Origin of the sequence: Celeribacter halophilus (assembly GCF_018860305.1) — a bacterium.
GTDB classification, from domain to species: domain Bacteria; phylum Pseudomonadota; class Alphaproteobacteria; order Rhodobacterales; family Rhodobacteraceae; genus Celeribacter; species Celeribacter halophilus_A.
Genome location: NZ_JAHKPE010000031.1, coordinates 351291 through 367268, shown reverse-complemented (window position 1 = coordinate 367268; position 15978 = coordinate 351291). Strand labels below are relative to the sequence as shown.

At 61.7% G+C, this 15978-nt stretch carries 13 protein-coding genes; 5 read left to right on the top strand and 8 right to left on the bottom strand.

Annotated features, from left to right (window positions below):
- Positions 1–196 precede the first annotated feature (196 nt).
- The 7 genes from KO492_RS13605 to KO492_RS13575 form a co-directional block, all read right to left on the bottom strand.
- Positions 197–874 carry a glutathione S-transferase family protein gene (locus KO492_RS13605; protein WP_216045454.1) on the bottom strand — a complete coding sequence of 226 codons (678 nt, stop codon included), beginning with the start codon at positions 872–874 and terminating at the stop codon, positions 197–199.
- Positions 875–896: 22 nt separating this feature from the next.
- A complete protein-coding gene (gene yghU, locus KO492_RS13600; protein ID WP_216045453.1) occupies positions 897–1763 on the bottom strand; it encodes a glutathione-dependent disulfide-bond oxidoreductase in 867 nt (288 codons plus the stop codon).
- Between the two features lie 22 nt (positions 1764–1785).
- Positions 1786–2385, bottom strand: a complete 600-nt coding sequence (locus KO492_RS13595) for a TetR/AcrR family transcriptional regulator (RefSeq protein ID WP_216045452.1) — start codon at positions 2383–2385, stop codon at positions 1786–1788.
- Between the two features lie 178 nt (positions 2386–2563).
- Positions 2564–4285: a cation:proton antiporter gene (locus KO492_RS13590; RefSeq protein ID WP_252735526.1), complete on the bottom strand. Its 1722-nt coding sequence runs from the start codon at positions 4283–4285 to the stop codon at positions 2564–2566.
- Positions 4286–4694: 409 nt separating this feature from the next.
- Complete coding sequence (locus tag KO492_RS13585) at positions 4695–6530, bottom strand: FAD-dependent oxidoreductase (protein WP_216045450.1); 1836 nt, start codon at positions 6528–6530, stop codon at positions 4695–4697.
- 8 nt (positions 6531–6538) lie between these two features.
- The gene (locus tag KO492_RS13580; RefSeq protein WP_216045449.1) at positions 6539–7231 is read right to left on the bottom strand and encodes a ferric reductase-like transmembrane domain-containing protein; all 693 of its coding nucleotides are present in this window, start codon (positions 7229–7231) and stop codon (positions 6539–6541) included.
- A 4-nt stretch (positions 7232–7235) separates the two neighbouring features.
- Positions 7236–7445, bottom strand: a complete 210-nt coding sequence (locus tag KO492_RS13575) for a 4Fe-4S dicluster domain-containing protein (RefSeq protein WP_066607733.1) — start codon at positions 7443–7445, stop codon at positions 7236–7238.
- Positions 7446–7618: 173 nt separating this feature from the next.
- On the opposite strand from KO492_RS13575, the gene KO492_RS13570 reads away from it, so the two are divergent.
- The 5 genes from KO492_RS13570 (at position 7619) to KO492_RS13550 (ending at position 14696) form a co-directional block, all read left to right on the top strand.
- Complete coding sequence (locus KO492_RS13570) at positions 7619–8782, top strand: efflux RND transporter periplasmic adaptor subunit (RefSeq protein WP_216045448.1); 1164 nt, start codon at positions 7619–7621, stop codon at positions 8780–8782.
- The gene (locus KO492_RS13565; RefSeq protein ID WP_216045447.1) at positions 8779–11955 is read left to right on the top strand and encodes an efflux RND transporter permease subunit; all 3177 of its coding nucleotides are present in this window, start codon (positions 8779–8781) and stop codon (positions 11953–11955) included. The genes KO492_RS13570 and KO492_RS13565 overlap by 4 nt, the downstream gene beginning before the upstream one ends.
- A gap of 238 nt (positions 11956–12193) precedes the next feature.
- Positions 12194–12910 carry an RlmE family RNA methyltransferase gene (locus KO492_RS13560; protein WP_066607740.1) on the top strand — a complete coding sequence of 239 codons (717 nt, stop codon included), beginning with the start codon at positions 12194–12196 and terminating at the stop codon, positions 12908–12910.
- On the top strand, positions 12903–13973 hold the full coding sequence (locus tag KO492_RS13555; protein ID WP_216045446.1) for a hypothetical protein: 1071 nt from the start codon (positions 12903–12905) through the stop codon (positions 13971–13973). The genes KO492_RS13560 and KO492_RS13555 overlap by 8 nt, the downstream gene beginning before the upstream one ends.
- Positions 13974–14210: 237 nt before the next feature.
- Complete coding sequence (locus KO492_RS13550; protein WP_216045445.1) at positions 14211–14696, top strand: RrF2 family transcriptional regulator; 486 nt, start codon at positions 14211–14213, stop codon at positions 14694–14696.
- A gap of 9 nt (positions 14697–14705) precedes the next feature.
- Here the strand turns inward: KO492_RS13550 and KO492_RS13545 are convergent, their stop codons facing one another.
- Entirely contained in the window at positions 14706–15914 is a 1209-nt protein-coding gene (locus tag KO492_RS13545) for an MFS transporter (RefSeq protein WP_216045444.1), read from the bottom strand.
- Positions 15915–15978: the final 64 nt, after the last annotated feature.

The window sequence follows — 15978 nt, the reverse complement described above, 5'->3', positions numbered from 1 at the left end:
GCGGGAGCGATCCGGGACGGCGGGCAGAGATCGAAATCCGCACCTCAGACCCGCCCCAGAGCACCCATACCGCGCGGGATGTGAACATAGGATATGAACACAGCAAAAAGGGCGCGCCATGACGGCACGCCCAGAGATCATAAAGCTCGCATCACGGATGAGCCGCAGCGCGTGGCCGGCCCTCTCGTGGAACCGCTCAGCTGTCCACAAAGTTGCTGGGATAGAGCGCACGCATCGACGGTTCGTCGCCAGGGGTCTTGAAGGTCTCGCCCTCCGCGATCTTGTAGGCTTTTTCCACGGCAGGGCGCGCGTTGATGGCATCGAACCAGCGTGCGACCTCGGGGAAACGGGCCAGCCCTTCGCCGCCCAGAACGCGCGGTGCACGGATGGCCCAGCCCCATGCGGAAATATCCGCGATGGAATAGCTGTCGCCCACAATAAAGTCGCGGCCTTTCAGATGGTCGTTGAGCACCTGATAATGGCGCTCGGTTTCGCGCATGTAGCGGTTCTTGGCATAGGGCAGGTCTTCGGGGGCCATGTGGTGGAAATGCACGCACTGGCCGGAGAAGGGGCCAAGGCCGGTGCCGATGAACATCAGCCACGAAAGCAATTCGCCGCGCAACTCGGGGGCCACGCCGAATTGGCCGGTCTTGTCGGCCAGATAGAGCAGGATCGCGGTGCTGTCGAAGACGCGCACACCGTCATCCTCGATGGCGGGCACCTTGCCATTCGGGTTGATCGCGCGGAACTCCGGCGTGTGCTGCTCGCCTTTGGCGGTGTCCACCGGCACCAGCTCGTAGGGCAGGCCGGTTTCCGCCAGATAGAGCGCGATTTTCAGCGGGTTCGGCGTCGGGTGGTAATAGAATTTCAACATGATGTGTCCTGTGCGTGAGAGATTATGCCTTGCCTTCGGGCGCAAGCTTGTCTTGGGTTTTCAGATCGAAATCCGAGGCGTCGTGGCGCTCGTGCAGTTGTTCGTTCAGGGGGCCAAAGGTCCGGTTGACGATGCGGCCACGCTGGACGGCGGGACGCGCAAGGATGTCTTCGGCCCAGCGGCGCAGATGCGTGTAGCTTTCCACATCGAGAAACTCGCCCGCGTTATAGGCATTGCCCAGCACGAGATTGCCATACCACGGCCATGTGAGCATATCCGCGATGGTGTAGTCATCGCCGCCCAGATAGCGGTGCTCGGCCAGTTCGCGGTCCAGCACATCCATCTGGCGCTTTACTTCCATCGTGAACCGGTTGATCGGATATTCGAATTTCTCCGGCGCATAGGCGTAGAAATGGCCGAAACCGCCGCCAAGATAGGGCGCGGACCCTTGCAGCCAGAACGCCCAGTTCATCACTTCGGTGCGATGCGCGAGGTCTTCGGGCAGGAACGCGCCGAATTTCTCCGCCAGATACAACAGGATCGAGCCGCTCTCGAACACGCGAATCCCCGTGTCACGGTCAAACATGGCGGGAATTTTCGAATTCGGGTTCACGTCCACGAAACCGGTGGAGAACTGGTCACCCTCGCCAATGCGGATCAGGTGGGCGTCATATTCTGCACCGGATTTGCCAAGGGCGAGAAGCTCCTCAAGCATGATCGTGACCTTCTGGCCGTTGGGCGTGCCCAGAGAATAGAGCTGGATCGGATGTTTGCCGACGGGCAGGTCCTTGTCATGGGTGGCACCTGAGATGGGGCGGTTGATCTTGGCCCAGTCGCCGCCGCTCTCGGCGTCCCATGTCCAGACTTTCGGGGGGATATATTCGGCCATATCTGTTGTCCTTATCTTGACTTTATGTGTCTTGGCGCAGGGCTTCGATCTCGCGGGCGAAATCCTCGGCCAGTGCGGTGATGTCTTCGGGATCGGTGCCCAGATGCAGCTCGAAGCGGATCGCGGAGATCGAGGCCTGAAACCGGCGCGCGAGCCGTGCGCAATCGGCGTCAGGGGCCAGTTCGCCCTCGGCCTTGGCGCGTTCGAATGCGGCGGTGAATGCCTCGCGGATACGTTCCAGATAGGCTTTGGTCCGTGCCGCGATTTCGGGGTCTGTGTTGGTGGTGTCCACCAGCGTCTTGGTCAACATGCAGACCTGACGGGCGTGGTCCTGTGGCGGCATTTTTGCAAAGCCGCGCAGGTGGTCGGCCAGCCCTGTGAGCGCGGAAGGGGCCTTTTCCATGAGGTCCTGAAAACGGGTCAGCGAGCGGTCGAAGTAGCGGTCGAGTGAGAGCAGGTAGAGATTTTCCTTGCTGGAGAATGCCGCATAGATGCTGCCCGGTTTCATCTCCAGCGCGGATTCGAGATCCTTGAGCGAGGTGGCGTGATAGCCTTTTTGCCAGAAGACCTGCATGGCGGCTTCCAGGGCGGTGTCACGTTGATATTGGGTCGGGCGGCTCATGGTCTGTCTCTTCATGCAAACGGGGTGATGAAGGGACGATATGGGGTCTTGAGTGATTGTTCAAATAATATTTGAGTGATCGTTCAAGTTATCGCTTGCCGTTCTTCTTTGCCAATGTCTTTGGCCATTGTCTTGGGCAGCCGCGCCTCTGTTGGGGAGGCGCGGCCTGTGGGTTGTATCAGGGGGCGGATTTGTCCTCGGTCTCGATCGTGGGTATATCCGTACGGGATTCCTTTTCACCGCCTCGCAGCAGGTCTACAGCGCGGTCGGCGGCGTCCTGAAACGGTTCAAAGACGGTATCGGCACCGGCTTGCAGCAGGTCCTGCGTGTCTTGCGTGGCGTGTGATGTGGTGGCGATGCGGCCTTGGAAACCGGCGGCGCGCACCAGTTGCAACAGGGTGCGGCGGCTGTCTTCGTAGCTTAGCCCTCTGGGGTGGATCGGGATGGTGGAGACCACCCATCCGGCCCGTTGCATCGGCAGTTCCGCGATAAATTCGGGGTCGGTGGCGTCTCCGAATTCCGCGTCCATCCCGAGATCACGCCAGCGGCGCACGGCATAGGGGTTGAAATCGACGCCCAGCACCGCGATCCCGTGTTTTTTCAGGCGCAGACCGATGGCGGTGCCGAACCGCCCGAGGCCGAAGATGATGATGGCATAGCTGTGCTGGCTATGGGCGCCGGTCTCGCTCGGCTCGCGCGGGGTGCCCTTGCGCTCGAATATGCCGATCAGCGGTTCGCAGGCGGCGTAGAGCTTGTGGGAATAGGTGATCATATAGGTCGACATGGCGATGGTGACGAGGCCGACGAGCGTGACCAGCCCCAAGGCGTCCTCCTGCACATGGCCCAAGGAGACGCCCATAGCGACGAAGATCAGGGAGAACTCGCTGATTTGCGCCACGGTGAGACCGGCGAGAAAGCCTGTGCGTTTGCGGTAGCCCATCGCGCCCATGATGGCGAGCACGATCAGCGGGTTGCCGATCAGCACGAAGAGCGACAACAGGATGGCGCCCAACACATGCGCGCCCAGCAGCGACAGGTCCAGCGTGGAGCCGAGCGCGATGAAGAAGAACAACAGCAGGAAATCCCGCAACGGGGCGAGCCGCGCGGCGATGGTTTCGCGGTAGGGGGTGGAGGCCAGCGAGATCCCCGCCAGCAGACCGCCGACTTCCTTGCCCAGCCCCGTGAAATCGCTGATCGCGGCAAAGATGGCGGCCTGTGCGATGGCAAAGATCACCAGAAGCTCCGGCGCGCGGGCCAGTTGCTCGGTCAGCGGATTGGCGACATAGCGCACAAACAGGACCACCAGCGCCACCAGAGCGATGCCGGAGGCCAGCACCGCCAGCACCGATCCGCCGCCATGACCGCCCGCCTCGCTGCCGATGCCGATGGCGGAGAGCACAATCATCGCCAGCACCACGACCAGATCCTGCACAATCAGAAAGCCCAAGGCGATCTGCCCGTGCAGCGAGTCGATCTCGCGCTTGTCCGAGAGCAGCTTCACAATGATGATGGTGGAGGAAAAGGTGAGCGCCACCGCGATATAGAGGCTGGTGACATGGCCCAGCCCCAGCAGAAGACAGATCAGATAGCCGAAAACCGACGTAAAGGCGACCTGTCCGAGACCGGTCAAAAGCGACACCGCCCCCAGAGAGCGGATGAGCTTCACATCAAGTTTGATGCCGACCAGAAACAGCAACACCGCAATCCCCAGTTCGGAAAGCAGGAGGATCTGTTCGCTCGACTGGACCACATCCAGCACGGAAGGACCGGCGATCAGACCGACCGCGATGAAACTGACGATGAGCGGCTGTCTCAGAAGCAGGCCGAAAAAACCGATCACGGCCGCCATAACAAGAAGAATGGAAACTTCGCCGAAGGTGGATTGAGCAATGAGGTCCATCAAGAGTGTGTCGCCTTGAAATATCAGGTGGAAGGAAAAACTGTGTGCCCAGAGACCAGCCTTTTGTGCCGCGCCTGTTTGCGCCGGAACGGGATCGCTTCCGAACCTGCATCGCCAAGCCGGCTCAGCCCCGATACGGGCAGGGCGCAGGTCGGACATCTCTCGGTCCGCAAAGGCATTTTGACAATCGTGTCCGGTCGCATAAAGGCTGTGTCTTCGGGTCTGGTTGAAAGGGGTCCAACCAATATAGGGACAGAATTCGGATTGGAAATAGACACCCCGCGCGGGCGGTGAAATCGATGCGGTTTTTCGTGTCTTTTTGCAGTAGAAAATTGCTGTAGAAAATTACTGTAGCAAAGGCGCGACCCGTAGAGAGGTCACGCCTTGTTTTACCGGTTTCGGCCCTGTGTTATGCCTGTTCGGGCCATGCGCTGAAGGGTTGTTTTTCCAGTTGCATCGTGCCGTCTTCGGCTTTGGAGATGTTGATCCATGCCTCCCAGTTCTCCGTGTCCATTTCCGTATAATCCAGACGGTAATGGCTGCACCGGCTTTCGGTGCGCATGAGCGAGGCGCGCAGTTTCATTTCCGCGCTCAGGATCATGTTGCGGGTCTCGTGGGCCAGTCGCAGTTCGTGCATATTGGCCGCGCGCAGCATCGGGGCGTGGTGGTCGCGCAACTCCTCGATATAGGCAAGTGCGGCCTGCATCATGCTCTGTTTTTTGACGTAGAGCACGAAATTGGGGATCATCACGCCCTGAAGCGTTTGTGTGACCCATGCCGGACCGTAGCCCGCCTCGCGTTTGAGCGGGGCGAGGATCTCGTCGGTGATGGTGGCAAGCGTCTCGGCGGGGATCTCCACAAGCGGATGTGCGGCGGCGTATTCGGCGGCGGCTTCGCCTGCGATGGCGCCTTGCACGGCGGAGCCTGCCAGAGAGGAGCCGATCTGGGTGTAGATGCCGCCGGACATATGGCTGCCCAAGGCGTCACCGGCGGCATAAAGTCCCGCGACATTGGAGGCGCAGCGGTCATCGACGGGGACGAGCCCTTCGGATTTGTGAATGGCCATGCCCGCAGAGGCCCCGCCCAATGCAAAGCCGCGCTGGGTTCCGCCGCCGGGAGGTCCGCCCTCCGGTCCGCCATCTGGTCCACCACCCGGACCACCGGGAGGCGGACCGCCCGCAGGACCGCCCGACGGACCGTCGTGTGAGCCGCCGCCGGGAGGTGGCCCGCCAGCAGGTCCGCCTTCGCCCCCCGCCGGAGGGCCGGAGCGTTGAAACTCGCTCGGGGTGACAGGGCCGCCCTCGACCATGGTCTGTTCCGCATCGGGCGGGGTGCCCGGTCCCATGTTGATCGGGTTGCCCTGCATATAGGCCTGATAGTTCACGTCGACGCCCAGATCGTGATGCACCTCGACGGAATTCATGCTCGGCGTCAGTTCGAACATATCGCCCCAGCCGTCATAGCAGGCGGCGGGGTTGACGGAGCGGCCGGTGTGTCCGTCGTTCCATTCCTTGCCGGTGATCTTCGCGCCGATCTCATAGGCCATGATGCTGCCGTCATGGGTGAGGTCGCAGACGGGGAACCCGCTGGGTTTGAACCCGCCCGCGCCGGTGCACAGCACGATGGATTTGGCGGCGATGGTCACGGTTTTCTCGGCATCCAGCAGGAAACCGGCGGCACCGGCGATGCGCCCGTCTTCCTTGATGAGGCGGGTGATCATCAGCCGTTCGACAATCGGGATGTTGCGGGCCTCCAGCGGCACCATAAAGGGGCGGTGCGCCAGTGTGGTGTCGAAGAATCCCCAGTCCTGCAACTCCTTGGCCCGCGCCAGAGAGTTTTCGGCAAGCTGGCGGGTGTAGACGGGGTTGTTGGTGCGATAGGCCGAGCGTGAGACTTTTTCGACAAATTCGTCGATGCTCAGGGTTTCCTTGTCGGGGTCATAGGCGAAATAGCCCTTGGCAAAGGGTGTCAGGCCGGAGGAGCCGACGCGGCCCTTGGAGGCGATCATCACCTTGGCCCCTGCGTCATGGGCTTTCACGGCGGCAAACAGCCCCGCCATCCCGCCGCCGATCACGAGGACATCGGTCTGGTAGGTGGTGTTGGTCAGGGTGGTGACGTCGATCTCGACATCGTTCTGCGCCCATCCGGCAAGGCCCATGGAGCTTAGGCCCGCCACGGCACCGCCCATGGCCATAAAGCTGCGGCGGGTCGGGGAGGTGAGGGGATTGGTGGTTTTCTCGGTCATTGGGCTGGTCATTGGGGATGTGCCTCCGCCTTATGGAATTTTGCGCCGATGGATTTGCCGACTGATGCGAACGGGATGCGGTCCGGATAGAGCCGTGCCAGAAGGACAAGGCCCAAGGCGAGTGCGGCGCAGAAGTAGATCGCCAGTCCGAGGCTCATGTGTCGTCCGAGCATGATCACATGGAACAGGGCGGGCAGGATGAAACCCAGCACCAGCACCGCATGAAGCCCGCGCCAGCCGCGATATTTCTTGCGCATCTTGCGCATGACCTTGCGGCGGAAAAACGCGGTGATCCCGACCGCCACCAGCACCAGCCACGCGAGAATGCCGCTGAGGATGCCGATGTTGGAGAATTGCGTGAGCATGGTGACAAAGGCGGTCCACGGCTCGACCCCGCCTTCAAAATAGCGCGGGACGACGATGAGATAGGGATGCGCGAGGATCACGACGATTGCGGTGTAGGCGAGGTATTTATGCAGTTTTTGCACCAATGCGGGTTTGAATTCCTGCGTCACCGGCGTGTTGCCCCGCGTCAGATAGAATTGCGCGATGAGCAGGGAGAAAGCGACAAGCGTCAGAAGCGACAGCGCGTCCTTGAAAGCGGAGCGGAAAGGCGCGTCGCTGAGCATGTAGAAAAAGACCGGCACACCGATGGCGGCGACAAGGCCGGTCACGATGAGGGCGAAAGCTTTGCGGGACATGGACCTACCCCCAGGAGACGATGACGGGGATGGATTTCTCCGGCGACATCTCGATGGCGTCGACAGGGCAATACATCCGGCAGAGGTGACAGATCTGGCAATCGGCGGGGTAGGTGATCTTGGCCTTGCCGTTCTCCATCCGGATCACGTCGCAAGGACAGGATTTCACACATTCCTCGCAGCCGATACAGCCGTGAATGCTTTTAATTGTCATTGGCTACTCCGTTTGCTCGTGAGGGGCTTAAAAAAGAAACGAACCGGTGTAAAAATTCCGTCGGTCACGAAAAATTCATTGAAATTTGCGACGGAAACGATCTGTTCATTCGATAAATATTGAAACCTGCTTTAACCAGTTCGAGAAATCGGCCTCTCACAACGGACCCCAAAATGCGCACAGTCACAGCTATCACTGCCTCAGCCATCATTCTCGGAGGCGCGTATGTTCTGACCTTCGGTGTGCCCGCGCCCCTTCAGGGTGTGCTCGGATCGGAAGACGCCCGTGTCACCGGACCGGCGGGGGCAGGAGGGGCCGGACCGCGGCAGCGCGGCGGGGCGACCACGGTGATCGCACAGCCTTTGGCCCTGCAACCCTATGAGGATGTGATCCGCGCCGTGGGCAGTGCGCGGGCGCTGCATCGGGCGAATGTGACCACGGAATCCGCGGGCGAGGTGGTCGCCACCTATCTGGGCGCCAACCGTCTGGTCGAGGCCGGAGATGTCTTGCTCGAACTGGACCCGCGCGCCCAGCAGCTTGCGCTGGATCTGGCGCGGGCCAATCTCAAACAGGCGCAGCAAACAGTAGACCGCTACGAACAGCTGCGTGCCAATGGCAACCTTACCTTGACCGAAGTGGCCCTGTCGGAGGCGCAGATCGCGCAGGAACAGGCCAAGATCGAGGTCGAGATCGCGCAGGTCGCGCTGGAGGATCGGACGGTGCGCGCGCCGATCTCGGGGCGGTTGGGGCTCAGCGAGGTCGAGGTGGGCGATATTCTGTCGAGCAACGAGGAGATCGTCTCCATCGACGATCTGAGCGCCTTGCTCGTCCAGTTCGAACTGCCCGAACGCGCCATCGGCCTGTTGCAGAAGGACACAACCATCCTCGCCAGCACACCAAGCTTTACCGGCAAGGTGTTTGAAGCCGAGATCGAAAGTTTCGACAGCCGTCTCGACAGTGTCACGCGCTCCATCACCGTGCGGGCGCAGATCGACAATTCCGACGGGCTGCTCTGGTCCGGCATGACTTTTTCCGTGCGGCTGATCCACGAGAGCGAACCTCTGCCCGCGCTGCCCGCCACGGCGATCACATGGTCGCGTGCAGGCTCGAACATCTGGATCGAGGAAGACGGCAAGGCCAAAGCAGTCCCCGTGGTGATCCTGCACCGGCGCAATGAAACAGTCTGGATCGACACCGATCTGGAACCCGGCACAATGGTGATCACCGAAGGCGCGCAAAAGCTGCGCGAAGGGGGCGCTGTGGAAATTCTTGGCGCTGTGGTCGAGGGGGCCTTGTCCCAGTCTGACGCCGAAAACAAAGCCGAGGTGCCGTCGTGACAAAGACTCCGCAAGAGCCGACGCCCGCACCCGAAACCGACGCCGCCGCGCAAGAGCCTGCGCAGGTAGAGCGTGCCGGTCTGGCCAATCTTTTCATTTCACGTCCGATTTTCGCCATCGTGATCAACCTTCTGGTGCTGATCGCGGGGCTGGCGGCGCTCAACTCTGTCGATGTGCGCGAGATGCCGGATGTGGACCGTCCGGTGCTCTCCGTGCGCACAAGCTATGACGGCGCGGTGCCGGAGACCGTGGACCGTGAGGTGACACAGGTGCTTGAAGAGGCGCTGAGTGCCTTGGATGGCGTGTCCTATATCGAGAGCACCTCGTCGAGCGAAAGCAGCCGGATCACCATTGATCTGTCCGATGGCACCGATATTGACGTGGCCGCCAACGAGGCGCGCGAGATCGTGTCGGAAACCGTGCGTCAATTGCCCGATGACATTGACGACCCGACCGTGACCAAATCCGACACCAACGGCGATGCGATCATCCGGCTTGCGGTTCTGGGCGATGTGCCCTTGGCGGAACTCACGCAGATTGCGGAGACCACGGTCTATGACCGGCTGTCGCTGATCGACGGGATTGCGGAGATCAACATTCGCGGCGACCGGTCCAACGAATTTCGCGTTCTGGTCAATATGCCCTCGCTGTTGAGCCGTGGCCTGACCATGTTCGACGTCTCCGACGCGCTGGAAGCGCTGCGTGACGACACGCCTCTGGGTTCTCTGGACACCTCGTCGCAAAGCCTGTCGCTGCGCGTGGGCAACGAGGAGGTGACACCGGAGATCATCGGCAACCTGCCGATCAACGCCTATACGCGGGTCAATGACGTGGCCTTTGTCCAATACGGGCCGGAAGAGCGCGACACCTCTGCGCGGGTGAATGGCAAAACCGCCATCGGCATCGACATCACGCGCCAGTCTGTCGGCAACACGCTCACGATCTCCAAGGATGTGCGCGCGGCGGTGGCGGAACTGGCCGGAGACATGCCCGAAGGGGTGGAGCTATTGATCACCTCGGATGACGGGGTGTTTATCGAAAGCTCGATCAACGAGGTGGTCAATTCCATCGGTCTGGCCACGCTGATCGTGGTGTTTGTGATCTTTGCCTTCCTGCGCTCCGTGCGTGCCACGCTGATCCCCGCTCTGACCATTCCGGTGGCGCTGGTGGGGACGATTGCGGCGATCTGGATCACCGGCTTTTCGGTCAACACCATCAGCCTTCTGGCCTTGGTTCTGGCGACGGGGATGGTGGTGGATGACGCCATCGTGGTGATCGAGAACATCGTGCGCAAACGCAAGGAGGGCATGGGGCCCTTCGCGGCGGCTGCGGCGGGCACGAACGAGGTGTTCTTTGCGGTGATCTCGACCACGGCCACGCTGGCGGCGGTGTTTATCCCGATTTCCTTCCTGCCCGGACAGGCGGGCGGCGTGTTCAGCGAATTCGGCTTTGTGCTGGCTTTCGCGGTGACGCTGTCCTCGATCACGGCGCTGACGCTCGCGCCGGTTCTGGCGGCCTTTCTCGATCCGGGCAAGGCCGAAGGCGTTCTGGACGAGGATGAGGCGGACAAGCGCCCCTCATGGGCCATGCGGGCCTTTGACACGGTTATGGACCGCGCCATACGCGCGCCGCTTGTCGTGATTTCGATTGCGGGCGCTATGGTGATCATTGCGCTGGGCTCGGCCAGCACCCTGTCGTCGAGCATCACGCCCGCGGAAGATCGCGGTTTCTTCCTGATCTTTGCCCGCGGGGCCAGCGATTCCACCGTCGATTATGTCGAGGAGCAGGTGCTTGAAATCGAGGATATTCTCGAACCTTACCGCGCCTCGGGCGAGGTGGATGCGGTGCAGAGCATCATTGGCATCGGCAATGGCAATGCGCTTGTGATCGTGCGACTGGCGGACTGGAACGACCGCGCCCGCAGCCAGCAGGAGATCGCCGCCGAGTTGAGCCGCTCTGTCTCGCGTGTGCCGGGGATTCAGGCCTCGGTCCGCTCGACCAACAGTCTCAACATTCGCGGCGCGGGGCGGGGGCTGACCTTTGCGGTGACAGGCAACAATATCGAAGAGATGACCGCCGCAGCCGAAGAGCTTGTCGCGGCCATGTCCGCCGACGAGATGTTCCTCAATCCGCAACTGTCGGATGATGCGGTCTCCGCCGAGATGGAAGTGGTGATTGACGACCAGATGGCGGGGGCCTTCGGGTTGAGCAAATCCGAGATCACCGGTCTGGTCAGCGCGATGGTGCAAGGGATTGTGCCTGTGTCGGTCTTCATCGACGACACCGAAGTGGATGTGAACCTGATGTCCGGCGGTGCGCCGATTGATGATCCTACGGATATTGAATCGATCTATCTGCAACTGGACAATGGCGAATTCGTGCCGCTTTCGGCGGCGGCGAAGCTGGAAATGTCGGTGAGCCAGTCCACTGTGAGCCGTCAGGCCGGTGCGCTTGCGGTCAGTGTGCAGGCCAACCTTGGCGAAGGGGTCAGTCTCGGAGAAGCCGCCAGCCGTGCGCAGGAGCTGGCGTCCGAGGTGCTGCCCGACGACATGGGCATCGTGCTGACCGGCGAGGCGGCGAGCCTGAGCAGCAGCCAGCACGCCATGTATATGGTCTTTGCCGTGGCGGGGATTGTCGTGTTGCTGGTGCTGGCGGCGCAGTTCGAAAGCCTGACAAGCGCGGTGGTGATCATGCTCACCGTGCCCTTCGGGATTGCGGCGGCACTGATGGCAATCAAGCTCAGCGGCGGCTCGCTCAACTATTACAGCCAGATCGGCCTTGTGATGCTGATCGGTGTGATGGCCAAGAACGGGATTCTCATCGTCGAATTTGCCAACCAGCTGCGCGAGGCGGGCCAAGACATCGACACGGCCATCCGCAACGCGCTGCGGCTGCGTATCCGGCCCGTGATGATGACCATGATCTCTACGGTCTTCGGCGGGCTGCCCTTGGTGCTGACCTCCGGTGCCGGTGCCGAGGCACGGATTGCCGTGGGCTGGGTGATCGTCGGCGGGCTGGGCTTTGCCACCGTTTTTACCCTGTTCCTCACGCCAGTGTTCTACCGTCTTCTGGCGGGCTATGGCGGGCTTCCCGGTGGGGCGAAGAAACGTCTGCATCTGGAACGCGGCGCGTTTTTCGGCGCGGCGAAAGGTGCGGCCTCCGGTAATGCTTGACACAGCGGGGTTTGGGGGTGCCCCCCGAGCCCTTTTGCTACGGGCGCTATGGCGATGGTGTTTGCCATGGATTTGCGGTAACTTGGGCGGGTTCGGACCTTATCCGTTTGTGCCGTGATGGCGTGATCCTCACGCGCACGGGCAGGAACACAGGCAGGATATTTGACAGGATCGTGGAATAGTTTGCTTCGCTTTTGTCACTTGGTATAAGGCCGTTCGATCAAAGGATGCGAAAACCATGGCTGGCAAGAAAAAAACAGGAGCGACATCGGGGCGCGGTGCGCGCGATTTGCGTGTGAAGGTGAAGTCTGCGCGCGGGCGCAAACTCAGCTCGACGCTATGGTTGGAGCGGCAGTTGAACGACCCCTATGTGAAACGCGCGCGCGAAGAGGGCTACCGTGGCCGTGCGGCGTTCAAGATTCAGGAAATCGACGACAAGTTCCGCTTTCTCGTGCCCGGTGCGCGGGTGGTCGATCTGGGCTGTGCCCCTGGCGGCTGGTGTCAGGTGGCGGTGAAGCGGGTCAACTCGCTGGGCGAGAAGTCCGGCAAGAAGATCGGCACCATTCTGGGCGTCGATCTGCAAGAGGTCGAACCGATCCCCGGCACGGAAATCCATCAGCTTGATTTCATGGAAGACGGCGCGGACGATCAGGTCAAGGAATGGCTGGGCGGCGAGGCGGATGTGGTCATGTCGGACATGGCTGCGGCCTCGTCAGGCCACAAACAGACCGACCACCTGCGGATCATGGCGCTGTGCGAAGCGGCCGCCTATCTGGCCTTTGACGTGCTCTCGCCGGGCGGCACGTTTGTCGCCAAGGTTCTCGCGGGCGGGGCCGAGGGCGATTTGCAGAAATTGCTGAAACAGAAATTCCAGAAGGTGCAGCATTTCAAGCCGCCTTCATCGCGTTCCGACAGTTCCGAGAAATTCGTCGTGGCGACAGGGTTCCGTGGATAATTCCGTGCTGCGGCTCAAGGCCGGATCGCTTGATCTGGCGTTTGATCCGGCGGTGGGCAATATCCGGCAGTTCTCGGTTGCGGGGCGCGGGATTTTGCATCGCGCCCATTGGGTCGGCACGGAGCAGGCACAGGCCGCAGGCAGCGTCATTGACGCCCATCTGGCGGGGGATTTCCTCGCAGCGCCTTTCGGGGCCTCCGATCTGGTGAATGATCCGCCCCATGGCTGGAGCGCCAATTCGCCGTGGGCCTTGCAGTCGCACAACCAGAGCGCAACGGATGCGCAGATGGTGTTGACGCTGGAGCGCCCTGTGATGGGGGCGCAAATCACCAAAGAGATCACGCTGCGCGCCGCCCATCCGGTGCTGTATCAGCGCCACAGGATTGCGGGCGGGACAGGCGGACTGACCTTTGCGCATCACCCGATGATCCGCGTCTCCGGCGGCGATCACATTGCGGTCTCCCCGAAACGGGCGGCGCTGACGCCGGAGGAGCCGCTGGAACCGGCGCATCTTCTGGCCTGTCCTGCGCGCAGCACGGAGTTGACGCGATTTCCGAGCAAGGACGGGCAAGCTATTGATTTGTCATATTATCCGCAGAGTGTAGGTCACGAGGATTTCGTCACGCTTGTAGAGAGTGACACGGAGGGTCTCGGCTGGACCGCTGTGTCGCGGGCGCGTGACGGCGACATTGTGATCTTTGTGAAAGACAGCCGTGTGATGCCGGTCACGATGTTCTGGATGTCGAATGGCGGACGGGGCTATGCGCCTTGGGACGGGCGGCATGTCGGTGTGTTGGGCGTCGAGGACGGTTGTGCTGCGGGGGCTGCCGGCCATCGCGCGGCCCTTGGTGATAATGCCGTGGCGCGTGAAGGCGTGGCGACGGCGTTGACGCTTGGCGCGGGTGTGGAGCATGTCCTGCGCCACGCAATCGCTGTGATCGCGCAGCCGGAGGGCTGGCGCGGGGTGGCGGATATTCGCTTTGAAGATGATCGGATGCGGATCATCGGGCAGGGCGGCGAGGTGCTTTTCTTGCCCTTCGAGACCGCCTTTTTCGCGTCCTGAATTTTGCGCCCTGAAGTATCCTGAGACTGTCCAAGCTGAGGGGCGGGGTGTCGGGGGACTTTCGCTGGTGACGGGCAACCCTTTGGCGTGGTGCGGCTTTCGCATTTTTCGCGGGGCTCAGGTCAATCGCGACAGGATTTTGCTTTCTGATCCAGATCAACGTCACGGAACCGCGAGGTTTTGTAAACCTGCCGCGTAACTTTGTGCCACTGTTTGTCCTGACGGAGACCACCTGCCATGCGTCTGACGATGAGAACCAACCTCGCCATGCGCGTGCTGATGGCCTGTGCCGTGAACGACGGGCGGATGGTCCGCCGTGCGGGCATTGCCAAGGTGGTCAATGCGTCGGAAAACCATCTGGCGCAGGTGGTGCATCTTCTGGCGAGCGAGGGTTATATCGTGACCACGCGCGGACGTGCGGGCGGGATCGTTCTGGCGCACCGGCCCGAAGCAATCTCCATCGGTGAGGTGTTCCGGCATTTCGAGGCCCATGTGCCCTTTGCCGAATGTTTCGCGGAGACGGAGAACACCTGCCCGTTGAAAGAGACCTGCCGCCTGAGAGTGGCGCTTCATGCCGCTGTGGAGGCATTCTATGGCGTGCTGGACGATCTGACGCTGGCCGATCTGGTGGCGGACAATGGCGGGCTTGAGGCGCTGTTGCACATGCCGGACCCCGACATGATGTTTCCGAAAGCGGGTTGTGCGGCGGGGCGGCTCAACTGAGCGTGCGGATCAACGTCTGGCCTTGCGCAGATGGGGCTGGTCCGGCTCTTTGAGCGCAAGGATCGCCAGCGCGGAGAGGCCGAGGCAGATCGGCACGGTGGAAAGCGCCACCGCGTGTTCATTGCCGGACAGGTCTAAAAGCCAGCCCACGAGAGGCTGGAACACCAAGGCCGCGCCGATCCCGACCATGTTGACGAAGGCGGTGACCGTGCCCACCGTGCTCTGGTCCTGACCTTCTTTCGCCATGGCATAGGTGAGCATCTGTGCGCCGCAGAACATGCCGCCGAGAAACAGCGCCGCCGAGAGGGCTAGCATATCGCTGCTGCCGCCGAGGATCACCCAGCCCCATGCGAGCATTCCCGCCACGGAGCCTGCGAAAATGATCCATTTGCGGTGTCCCAACGCATCCGAGACCGCGCCCCAGAGCACCGACCCCAGCGCCATGCCCCAGAACACCATGGAGACGGCGGTTTCGGAAGCCACGGCTGAGAGGGCGTGATCGGCCACCAGTTCTTCGTTGCCCCACAGCCCGCCATAGACATTGATCGGCATGTAGATGAGCGCGCTTACAAGCGACAAAAGCCAGACCTGCGGGCTTTTGACGATCTGTTTGAGCGGGCCGATCGGATTCGGGTGGGTGTCCGTGTCTCCCGCCGACGGGGCGTCGCGGTAGAACAGCAGCGCGAGAAGGAACAGCACCGCACCGAAGGCGCCGATGGTGAGAAAGGCGGGGCGCCAGCCGATGTGATGGGTGAGTGCGGTGAGCCAGACCACCCCGACCGCCGTGCCCAGCATCCCGACCGCATTCACAAGGCCGGAGAGCATGGCAAAGCGTTGCGGGGCGAACCAGTGGTTGACCACATAGAGCGCACCGACAAAGGCAAAAGAGGCCCCGAAGCCTGTCATCACACGCGCGATTGCGGCGATGGCCAGATTGGGCGCAAGCCCTGTCAGGGCCGTGCCTCCGGCGCAGAGCGCAATCGCCGGCACGACAAAGCGCCGCGCGCCCCAGCGGTCGAGCAACAGGCCGACCACGATCTGCATCGGTGCATAGACCCAGAAAAACAGCGAGGAATACACGCCCAGACCGGCGCTTGTGAGGCCGAGGTCATCGGAGATCAGGCTGGTCGCGGTCGATGGGGCGATGCGAGAGATGAATTCGAACAGGAAAAACAGCGCCGCCAGCGTGAAGGCGAGCGGGCCGGTCCATTGTTTCATGCCGTGTTTCATGCCGTGAGGTCTTGTGTCGCGGGGCCTGTCCTGCATGGGGGCTTTCTGCTGT

Excerpts from the sequence above, each read along its gene's own strand:
- KO492_RS13570 (WP_216045448.1), top strand. The coding sequence starts at position 7,619 with ATGCGCACAGTCACAGCTATCACTGCCTCAGCCATCATTCTCGGAGGC.
- KO492_RS13575 (WP_066607733.1), bottom strand. The coding sequence starts at position 7,445 with ATGACAATTAAAAGCATTCACGGCTGTATCGGCTGCGAGGAATGTGTG.
- KO492_RS13590 (WP_252735526.1), bottom strand. The coding sequence starts at position 4,285 with ATGGACCTCATTGCTCAATCCACCTTCGGCGAAGTTTCCATTCTTCTT.
- KO492_RS13585 (WP_216045450.1), bottom strand. The coding sequence starts at position 6,530 with ATGACCGAGAAAACCACCAATCCCCTCACCTCCCCGACCCGCCGCAGC.
- KO492_RS13605 (WP_216045454.1), bottom strand. The coding sequence starts at position 874 with ATGTTGAAATTCTATTACCACCCGACGCCGAACCCGCTGAAAATCGCG.
- KO492_RS13595 (WP_216045452.1), bottom strand. The coding sequence starts at position 2,385 with ATGAGCCGCCCGACCCAATATCAACGTGACACCGCCCTGGAAGCCGCC.
- yghU (WP_216045453.1), bottom strand. The coding sequence starts at position 1,763 with ATGGCCGAATATATCCCCCCGAAAGTCTGGACATGGGACGCCGAGAGC.
- KO492_RS13580 (WP_216045449.1), bottom strand. The coding sequence starts at position 7,231 with ATGTCCCGCAAAGCTTTCGCCCTCATCGTGACCGGCCTTGTCGCCGCC.
- KO492_RS13560 (WP_066607740.1), top strand. The coding sequence starts at position 12,194 with ATGGCTGGCAAGAAAAAAACAGGAGCGACATCGGGGCGCGGTGCGCGC.
- KO492_RS13545 (WP_216045444.1), bottom strand. The coding sequence starts at position 15,914 with ATGAAACAATGGACCGGCCCGCTCGCCTTCACGCTGGCGGCGCTGTTT.
- KO492_RS13550 (WP_216045445.1), top strand. The coding sequence starts at position 14,211 with ATGCGTCTGACGATGAGAACCAACCTCGCCATGCGCGTGCTGATGGCC.